Source organism: Streptomyces sp. x-19 (genome assembly GCF_046549115.1).
GTDB classification, from domain to species: Bacteria; Actinomycetota; Actinomycetes; order Streptomycetales; family Streptomycetaceae; genus Streptomyces; species Streptomyces albulus_C.
Window position 1 is genome coordinate 97,701 of record NZ_JAJPWK010000025.1, and the last position, 9,603, is coordinate 107,303.

The following is a 9,603-nucleotide window of genomic DNA, read 5'->3' on the forward strand; positions in this document are numbered from 1 at the left end:
TGATCCTCTTCCCGGTTCCATACTGGACGCCCACTGGACGGCCCGTCACCTCTGGCGCATCCAGTGCTCCATGACCGACAACAGATGATCGGTGTCCACCGGCTTGGTCACGTAGTCCGACGCCCCGGAGTCGATGCTCTTCTCCCGGTCGCCCTTCATCGCCTTCGCCGTCAGCGCGATGATCGGCAGCCCGGCGAACTGCGGCATCCGCCGGATCGCCGCGGTCGTCGCGTAGCCGTCCATCTCCGGCATCATGATGTCCATCAGGACCAGCACGATGTCGTCGTGCTGCTCCAGCACCTCGATGCCCTCCCGGCCGTTCTCGGCGTACAGCACCGAAAGGCCGTGCTGCTCCAGGACGCTGGTGAGCGCGAAGACGTTGCGGATGTCGTCGTCTACGATCAGCACCTTCTCACCGTGGAAACCGCCCTCGAAGGCCGGGTCGACGAGGTCCTGTCCGTTGCCGAGCCAGGACTCCTCGGGCTGTCGCGCGGACGGCTGCGCCGCCGCGGAGAGCTGCTGTGCCACGGGCGTCGGCTGGCCGGGCAGCGCGAACCGCTGCGTCCCGCCGGAGACCGCCCGCCGACGCCGCCGGTTGAGGCTGCCGCCGCTCCCCGCATCGTTCGGCGGCTGCTCGCCCTCCTGGCGCCCGTCCTCGGTCTCGCGCGCCTCCGCGTCCATCGCCAGGCCACCGGCGACCAGCTGCGGGTAGCCCTGCGGCGGCAGCCCGCCCGGGTTGTGCGGAAGGTACAGGGTGAACGTCGAACCGCGGTTGGGCTCGCTCTGGGCGTGGATCTCGCCGCCCAGCAGCCGGGCGATCTCCCGGCTGATGGACAGGCCCAGGCCGGTGCCGCCGTACTTGCGGCTGGTGGTGCCGTCCGCCTGCTTGAACGCCTCGAAGATGACGCGCATCTTGCTCGACGCGATGCCGATGCCGGTGTCGGTCACCGAGAAGGCGATCATCGGGGCGTCCGGGTCGCGCAGCGAACCGTGCTCCAGCAACTGCTCGCGGATGGCCACCGGGACGTCCTCCCCGGCAGGCCGGATCACCAGCTCGACGGCGCCGCTGTCGGTGAACTTCACCGCGTTGGAGAGCAGGTTGCGCAGCACCTGAAGGAGCCGCTGCTCGTCGGTGTGCAGCGTCGCCGGCAGCTCCGGGGAGACCCGTACCGAGAAGTCCAGTCCCTTCTCGGCGGTCAACGGCCGGAAAGTGGCCTCGACGTAGTCGACAAGCTGGACCAGTGCGATCCGGGTCGGGCTGACGTCCATCTTGCCGGCCTCGACCTTCGACAGGTCGAGGATGTCGTTGATCAGCTGGAGCAGGTCCGAGCCGGCGCCGTGGATGGTCTCGGAGAACTCCACCTGCTTCGGGGAGAGGTTGCCCTCGGCGTTGTCGGCCAGCAGCTTGGCGAGGATCAGCAGCGAGTTCAGCGGCGTGCGCAGCTCGTGCGACATGTTCGCCAGGAACTCCGACTTGTAGCGCATCGAGACCGCGAGCTGCTCGGCGCGCTCCTCCAGGACCTGCCGCGCCTCCTCGATCTCGGTGTTCTTCACCTCGATGTCGCGGTTCTGCGCGCGCAGTTGCTCGGCCTTCTCCTCCAGTTCGGAGTTGGACAGCTCCAGCGCCCTCTGGCGGCTCTCCAACTCCGCTGAGCGCTCCCGCAGTTGCTCGGTCAGCTCCTGCGACTGGCCCAGCAGCACCTCGGTCTTGGTGTTGACCGAAATGGTGTTGACGCTGGTCGCGATCATCTCGGCGATCTGGCTGAGGAAGTCCTTCTGGATCTGGGTGAACGGCTGGAACGACGCCAGTTCGATCACGCCGAGCACCTTGTCCTCGAAGAGCACCGGCAGCACGATGACGTTGGCCGGCGGCGCCTCCCCGAGCCCCGAGGCGATCTTGAGGTATCCGGACGGCACGTTCTCCACCAGGATCGTGCGGCCCTCCTCGGCCGCCGTCCCGATCAGCGTCTCGCCGGGCTTGAACGTCGTCGGCATCTCCCCCATGGAGTAGCCGTACGAGCCCATCAGCCGCAGTTCGTACCGGCCGTCGCCGTCGTTGCCGATCTCCTGCACCTCGGGCCGCGCGGCGAGGAAGAACGCGCCGTGCTGCGCCGAGACCGCGGGCGAGAGCTCGCTCATGATGAGCGTGGCGACGTCCTTGAGGTCGCGGCGGCCCTGCATCAGACCGGAGATCCGGGCGAGGTTGCCCTTCAGCCAGTCCTGCTCCTCGTTGGCGAGGGTGGTCTCCCGGAGCGTGGAGATCATGGTGTTGATGTTGTCCTGGAGCTCCAGGATCTCGCCGGCCGCGTCCACGTCGATGCGGACGTTGTGGTCGCCGAGGGTCACCGCCGCGGCGACCGCGGCGATGGCCCGCACCTGCCGGGTGAGGTTCCCGGCCATCTCGTTCACCGACTCCGTCAGGTCCTTCCAGGTGCCGGCCACGCCGCGCACCTGCGCCTGACCGCCCAGTTGGCCCTCCGTACCCACCTCACGGGCCACCCTGGTGACCTGCTCGGCGAAGGACGACAGCTGGTCGACCATCGTGTTGATGGTGGTCTTCAGCGCCAGGATCTCGCCCCGCGCATCGATGTCGATCTTCTTGGTCAGATCACCCTTGGCGATGGCGGTGGTGACCATGGCGATGTTGCGGACCTGACCCGTCAGGTTGTTGGCCATGGAGTTCACCGACTCGGTGAGGTCCTTCCACGTGCCGGCGACGCCGGGCACGCGGGCCTGGCCGCCCAGGATGCCGTCGGTGCCCACCTCACGGGCCACCCGGGTCACCTCGTCGGCGAACGACGAGAGGGTGGTCACCATGGTGTTGACGGTGTCGGCGAGCTGCGCGACCTCGCCGCGCGCCTCGACCGTCACCTTCTTCGTCAGGTCACCGTTGGCGACCGCCGCCGAGACCTGCGAGATGTTCCGCACCTGGATGGTCAGGTTGTTGGCCATCAGGTTGACGTTGTCGCTGAGGTCCTTCCAGATGCCGGTGACGCCCGGAACCCGTGCCTGGCCGCCGAGTTGCCCCTCGGTGCCGACCTCGCGGGCCACCCGCGTCACCTGCTCCGCGAACAGCGACAGCTGGTCGACCATGGTGTTCACGGTCGTGACGAGTTCGAGGATCTCGCCCTTGGCGTCGACCGTGATCTTCTTCGACAGGTCGCCGCGGGCCACCGCGGTGGTCACCTCGCCGATGTTGCGCACCTGCGAGGTCAGGTTGTTCGCCATGAAGTTGACGGACTGGGTGAGGTCCTTCCAGGTGCCGCTGACGCCCTGGACCTCGGCCTGGCCGCCCAGGATGCCCTCGGTGCCGACCTCGCGGGCGACCCGGGTGACCTCCTCCGCGAACGAGGAGAGCTGGTCCACCATCGTGTTGAGGGTGTTCTTCAGCTCCAGGATCTCGCCGCGCGCGTCCACGTCGATCTTCTGCGACAGGTCGCCGCGCGCCACCGCCGTCGCGACCTGCGCGATGTTGCGGACCTGCGCGGTGAGGTTGCCGGCCATGCCGTTCACGGAGTCGGTCAGGTCGCGCCAGACGCCGGCGACGCCCGGCACCTGCGCCTGACCGCCGAGCCGGCCCTCGGTGCCGACCTCGCGGGCGACCCGGGTCACCTGCTCCGCGAAGGCGGAGAGCTGGTCGACCATCGTGTTGATGGTGCTCTTCAGCTCCAGGATCTCGCCGCGGGCATCGACGTCGATCTTCTGCGACAGGTCACCGCGCGCCACCGCCGTCGTCACCTGGGCGATCTGGCGCACCTGCGAGGTGAGGTTCCCCGCCATGAAGTTGACGGAGTCGGTGAGTTCCTTCCATGTGCCACTGACGCCGTCCACCCGTGCCTGACCGCCCAGCCGGCCCTCCGTGCCCACGTCCCGGGCCATGCGGGTGACCTGGTCGGCGAACGAGGACAGCTGGTCCACCATGGTGTTCACGGTGTTCTTCAGCTGGAGCATCTCGCCGGAGACGTCGACGGTGACCTTCTGCGACAGGTCGCCGTTGGCCACCGCCGTGGTCACCTGCGCGATGTTGCGAACCTGCCCGGTGAGGTTGCGGAAGGCCGTGTTGACGGAGTCGGTGAGGTCCTTCCAGGTGCCCGCGGCGCCCGGTACGGCGGCCTGGCCGCCCAGTTCGCCCTCGACGCCGATCTCCCGGGCCACCCGCGTCACTTCGGCACCGAACGAGGAGAGCTGGTCGACCATCGTGTTGACGGTGTTCTTCAGCTCCAGCATCTCGCCGGCCACATCGACGGTGACCTTCTGCGACAGGTCGCCGTTGGCCACCGCCGTGGTCACCTGCGCGATGTCCCGGACCTGCCCGGTGAGGTTGCGGAAGGCGTTGTTCACCGAGTCGGTGAGGTCCTTCCAGGTGCCGGCCGCGCCGGGCACCTGCGCCTGACCGCCGAGTTGCCCCTCGGCCCCGACCTCGTTCGCGACGCGCGTCACCTCGTCGGCGAAGGTGCGCAGCGTCTCGGTCATCGTGTTGATGGTCTCGGCCAGCTGCGCCACCTCGCCGCGGGCGCTGACCGTGACCTTCTGCGAGAGGTCACCACTGGCGACCGCGGTCGTGACCTGGGCGATCCCGCGCACCTGCGCGGTGAGGTTGCCGGCCATGAGGTTGACCGAGTCGGTCAGGTCCTTCCACACCCCGGCCACGCCGGGCACCTGCGCCTGACCGCCCAGTTCGCCCTCGGTGCCGACCTCCCGGGCGACCCGGGTCACCTCGGAGGCGAACGAGGAGAGCTGGTCCACCATCGTGTTGACGGTGTTCTTCAGCTCCAGCATCTCGCCCGCGACGTGGACGGTCACCTTCCGCGACAGGTCGCCCTTGGCGACGGCCGTGGTGACGAGCGCGATGTCCCGCACCTGCGCGGTCAACCTGGACGCCATCGTGTTGACGGAGTCCGTGAGGTCCTTCCAGGAGCCCGACATGCCGCGCACCCGCGCCTGCCCGCCGAGCTTGCCCTCCGTACCGACCTCGCTCGCCACCCTGGTGACCTCGTCGGTGAAGGCGGAGAGCTGGTCCACCAGACCGTTGACGGTCCGCCCGACCTTCAGGAACTCACCGCGCAGGGGATGCTCCGAAGAGCTGTCCGAACTCCGCGACCGCAGGTCCATCCGCTGTTCCAGGTCGCCCTCGGAGACCGCGGACAGCACCCGGCCCACCTCGGAGACCGGCCGCACCAGATCGTCCACCAGGGCGTTGGACGCCTCGATGGCCGCGGCCCAGGACCCCTCGGCCGCGCCGGCCTCCAGCCGTTCCGTGAGTTTTCCCTCACGACCCACGACCCGACGCACCCGCGCCAGCTCGCCGGTCAGATGAAGATTGCGGTCGGCGACCTCGTTGAAGACCGCCGCGATCTCCGACATGACGCCTTCGCCGGAAACCGTCAACCGTTTCCGGAAGTTTCCGTCCCGCATGGCGACGAGCGCGGCGAGCAGCCGATTCAGGGCAGCTGCATCGACCTCAGTCGTCCCATTACTGCGGGATCGTCCGCCTTTCGCGCGCGTGCCTGCGCCCCGCGCCGCTGCGCCAGACTCCACCGTGTCCCTCCCGCAGGGTCGACCGTTCTCTCGTGCTCTCTCTTCATGCTTGCCCAGTGTTTCACCATGGCTCAACCAGGCCATAACAGTTCGGCAGCATCGCACACCGTCCCGATGCACGATTGGGGCGAAAGACACGTGACCGGCATCCCCGGGCCCGGCGAAGGTAAGTAACCTGGCATACGGCTGTCCACCCGCCCCGGCGTTTCCCGACGGGCGGTGGTGCGAGCACGACAGGTATTCGGAGGGGCACCGCGACCATGGGGGAGCAGATCACCGACACACGCATGAGGAGACCAGTGATCACCGCGCGGGCCGCCGCCACCTTCGAGCCGGTCGGGCGCTCGGTCGCCACTGCCCGTGCTTTCGTCCGCGACACCCTCCAGGGTTGGGGCTACGCCGACATCGTCGACGACGCCGTGGTCCTCACCAGCGAACTGGTCACCAATGCCGTGGTCCACGCCGGTACCGCGGCCGACGTCCTGTGCCTGCGCACCGACGGCGGCGTCCGCATCTCCGTCGCCGACCGCTACCCCGAACGTGAGATTCCACTCCAGAGCACCGGCCCCGCCATGGTCCACCCCGACCGCGAGGGCGGCCGCGGGCTGCTCCTCTGCGGCGCCCTGGCCGCCCGCTGGGGTGTGGAATACACCACGGCCCAGAAACACGTCTGGTTCCACCTCGACCTCCCCGAACGTCCGGCCGGCACCCGTTCGGCCGGCCCCGCGCTCCCCGTGGACGCCCTCCCCGTCACCGACGCCCGGGTGCGGGTCGCGGTGATCCAGATCGACCGCGGCGGTTGCGTCACCTCCTGGAACGAGGACTCCCAGGACCTCTTCGGCTACGACCCCGAACAGGTCGTCGGCAAGCCCCTCACCGACTTCGCCGCCTGGCCGCACACCCCCGGCACCGGCACCGGCATCGCCGAGGCGCTCCTGCTCTCCCGCTGGGAGGGCTCCTACGGCATAAGGGGTGCCGACGGCCGGGTCGTCCCGGTCTACGCCTCCCACCTGCGGGTCCGCGACGCCGACGGCGAGGCGTCCACCGTCTGCCTCCTGGTCCGCGACCACGAGCGCGCCATCTTGCAGAGCCCCCAGCGGCCACCGGCCACCGACGGCGTCACCTCCGCCGAGGGCCGCCCCGCCGACCCCTTCGAGGTCTTCATCGGCTCCCCCGCCCCCGACGACCTGGACGGCCTGCTCCAGCGCACCGTCGAACGCGCCCGCGACATGCTCGACGGCGACGCCGCCTACCTCCTCCTGGCCACCGACGACGAGACCGAGTTGGAGGTCCGCGCCTCGACCGGCCTGCCCTCCGCCCGCCAGCGCTTCGCCCGCGTCCCCGTCGAGGCCGGCTCCGGACGCTACGGCTCCGCCCGGATGCCCGCCGTCCACGAGGACCTCACCGCGGTCCCCGGAGCCGTCCCGCTGCTGGCCGGCACCGGCATGCGCTCGGTCGTCACCGTCCCGCTCAAGGTCGAGGGCCGTCTCACCGGCTCGCTGGGCGTCGCCGCCGAGAACGCCGCCCGCTACACCAACGAGGAGGCCCTGCGCCTCCAGTTCGCCGCCGACCGGATCGCCCTCGCCGTGGAGCGGGCCCGCCTCACCGAGTTGGAGAAGCTCCGCCGCGGTTCCCTCTCCTTCCTCGTCGAGGCGTCCGACCTGTTGGCCGGCACCCTCGACCGCGACCAGACGCTGGCGCTGATGGCCCAGATGACGGTCCCCACCCTCGCCACCTGGTGCGCCGTCTACACCGTCGCCGACCAGGCGTCCGAGCCGGAGCTCTCCTACGTCCTGCACGAGGACGAGGACCGCATCGACGGCCTCAAGACCCTGCTGAGGAAGGTCGATCCGCCCGAACCGGTCCCCACCCCCGGGGCCCGCGTCTGGACCGCCCCCTCCGACGCCGCCCACGACGCGGCGCTGCGCACCTCGCTGCGCAGCCTCGGCCTGGAGGAGTCCGCCCGCCCGTCCAAGGGGCCGGGCGCGACCCTCGCCACCGCCTCCGCCGTCGGCGGCGAAACCGTCGTGCTCCCCCTCGTCGCCCGCAACCGCGTCATCGGCATGCTCACCCTCGGCAAGCCGGCCGAGGAGCACTTCCGCCAGGAGATCCTCGAACTCGCCGAGGACCTCTCCCGCCGCGCCGCCCTGGCCCTGGACAACGCCCGCCTCTACAGCGAGCGCACCGCCATCAGCCAGTCGCTCCAGCGCAGCCTGCTGCCCCCGGAGCTCCCCGACATCCCCGGCGTCGAGGCCGAGGTCATCTACCGCGCGGCCGGCGAGGGCAACGAGGTCGGCGGTGACTTCTACGACCTCTTCCCGATCCGCGACGGCGCCTACGGCTTCGCCATCGGCGACGTCTGCGGCACCGGCCCGGAGGCCGCCGCCGTCACCGGCCTGGCCCGGCACGCCCTGCGCCTGCTGGCCCGCGAGGGCTTCGGCGGCCCCGCCGTCCTGGAGCGCCTGAACGCCGCCATCCTCGACGAGGGCGCCCGCAGCCGCTTCCTGACGCTCCTTTACGGCGAACTGTGGCCCCAGTCCGACGGCAGCGCCCTGTTGAAGGTGGTCTGCGCCGGCCACCCGCTGCCGCTCCGCCTCCGCCAGGACGGCACCGTCGAACCGGCCGCCGAGCCCCAACCGCTCCTGGGCGTCATGGACGACCTCGAACTCTACGAACAGACCGTCACCCTCGACCCGGGCGACGTGCTGCTCTGCGTCACCGACGGCGTCACCGAACGCCGCGAGGGCACCCGCATGCTCGGCGACGACGGCCTCACCGACGTCCTGACGACGTGTACGGGCCTCACCGCCGGCGCGGTCGCCGCGCGCGTCCTGCGCGCCGTGGAGCGCTTCGCCGCCGAACCGGCCTCCGACGACATGGCCATCCTCGCCCTGCGCGTGCCCGAAGTCCCCGCCGCCTAGCCCCCACCGGGGCGGGCCTGCGGCCTCGGGCCACTGGCCCCCATGCCCCCAAACGAAAAAGTCCCCCGCCGAACGGCGGGGGACTTTCCCTTATGTGAGCCCCAATACGGAATCGAACCGTAGACCTTCTCCTTACCATGGAGACGCTCTGCCGACTGAGCTATTGGGGCCGGCAACGAGATAAATACTACCCCACTGTTGAGGTAATTCAGAACCAGCCCCGAGCCCGCCTAGAAGGCCGGCTGCAGCAATCCCCCCAGCGCATTGCAGGCCCCCGCCATGCGCTGGACCTGACGCCGCGTCATCGACGCGTCCAACGGCAGCGCCAACGTCTCGTCGACCGCCCGCTCGGTCTCCGGCAGGAACACGTCCCGCCGCAGCCCGGGCATCCGGTACACGGGCGCCTGCACCGGCACCTTGCACACAACTCCCTTGTCCCGCAGGGCCCGTGCGAACGCGTCCCGATCCGGCCGACCGTTCCCCGGCACCCGCACCACGTACTGCTCGTAGCGGTGCCCGGACACCGGCACCGGCGTCCGCACGCCGCTGAGCCGTCCGTCCAGGTACGCGGCGTGCTCCCGCCGCAGTTCCGCCCCGTCCGGCCGTGTTCCCGGCTCGTCCTCGACCAGCACCAACACCCCGTACCGCTGGCCGACTTCACGGAGCGACGCCACGTCCGCGGGCCGTCCGAACCGATGCACCGCCACCACCGCGGTGGTCCGCCCGTTCACCGCGTCCGCCACCGCCGCCGGATCCAGGCAGTAGCTCTCGGCATCCACGTCGGCGAACACCGGCACCGCCCCCAACTCCACCACCGCCCTGGCGACTTCGGCGTTGCCGTAGGCCGGCACCACCACTTCGTCACCCGCACGGACACCGGCCGACCTGAGCGTTCCCACTGTCCCCATGCCGCGGAGCATGTCCAGGTCAGTTGAACGTCACGTTACGACCAGCACTGCACCCAACAAACAAAAAAGCTCCGGTCCCTGAACCAGGAAGGTTCAGGGACCGGAGCTTAAATTTAGTTCGGCGGCGTCCTACTCTCCCACAGGGTCCCCCCTGCAGTACCATCGGCGCTGAAAGGCTTAGCTTCCGGGTTCGAAATGTAACCGGGCGTTTCCCTAACGCTATAACCACCGAAACA

General features: G+C 69.8%; 3 protein-coding genes, 1 tRNA gene and 1 rRNA gene. 1 reads left to right on the forward strand and 4 read right to left on the reverse strand.

Annotated features, from left to right (window positions below; genetic code table 11):
* Window positions 1-45 precede the first annotated feature (45 nt).
* The gene (locus ACLJT4_RS35110) at window positions 46-5,538 is read right to left on the reverse strand and encodes a HAMP domain-containing protein (protein WP_411128696.1); all 5,493 of its coding nucleotides are present in this window, start codon (window positions 5,536-5,538) and stop codon (window positions 46-48) included.
* 260 nt (window positions 5,539-5,798) lie between these two features.
* Here ACLJT4_RS35110 and ACLJT4_RS35115 point away from each other — a divergent pair, with 260 nt between their 5' ends.
* On the forward strand, window positions 5,799-8,459 hold the full coding sequence (locus tag ACLJT4_RS35115) for a SpoIIE family protein phosphatase (protein WP_411128698.1): 2,661 nt from the start codon (window positions 5,799-5,801) through the stop codon (window positions 8,457-8,459).
* A gap of 97 nt (window positions 8,460-8,556) precedes the next feature.
* On the opposite strand, the gene ACLJT4_RS35120 is transcribed toward ACLJT4_RS35115, so the two are convergent.
* The 3 genes from ACLJT4_RS35120 to rrf all read right to left on the reverse strand — a co-directional run bounded on the left by ACLJT4_RS35120 (window position 8,557) and on the right by rrf (window position 9,600).
* Window positions 8,557-8,629 (reverse strand) — tRNA-Thr (locus ACLJT4_RS35120).
* Window positions 8,630-8,689: 60 nt separating this feature from the next.
* Window positions 8,690-9,367, reverse strand: a complete 678-nt coding sequence (locus ACLJT4_RS35125) for a DegT/DnrJ/EryC1/StrS family aminotransferase (RefSeq protein WP_411128700.1) — start codon at window positions 9,365-9,367, stop codon at window positions 8,690-8,692.
* Between the two features lie 116 nt (window positions 9,368-9,483).
* A 5S ribosomal RNA gene (gene rrf, locus ACLJT4_RS35130) occupies window positions 9,484-9,600 on the reverse strand.
* Between the last annotated feature and the right edge of the window lie 3 nt (window positions 9,601-9,603).

What these genes read in the sequence shown, in the direction of transcription:
- ACLJT4_RS35115 (WP_411128698.1), top strand. Translation starts at nt 5,799, where the DNA reads ATGGGGGAGCAGATCACCGACACACGCATGAGGAGACCAGTGATCACC.
- ACLJT4_RS35125 (WP_411128700.1), bottom strand. Translation starts at nt 9,367, where the DNA reads ATGGGGACAGTGGGAACGCTCAGGTCGGCCGGTGTCCGTGCGGGTGAC.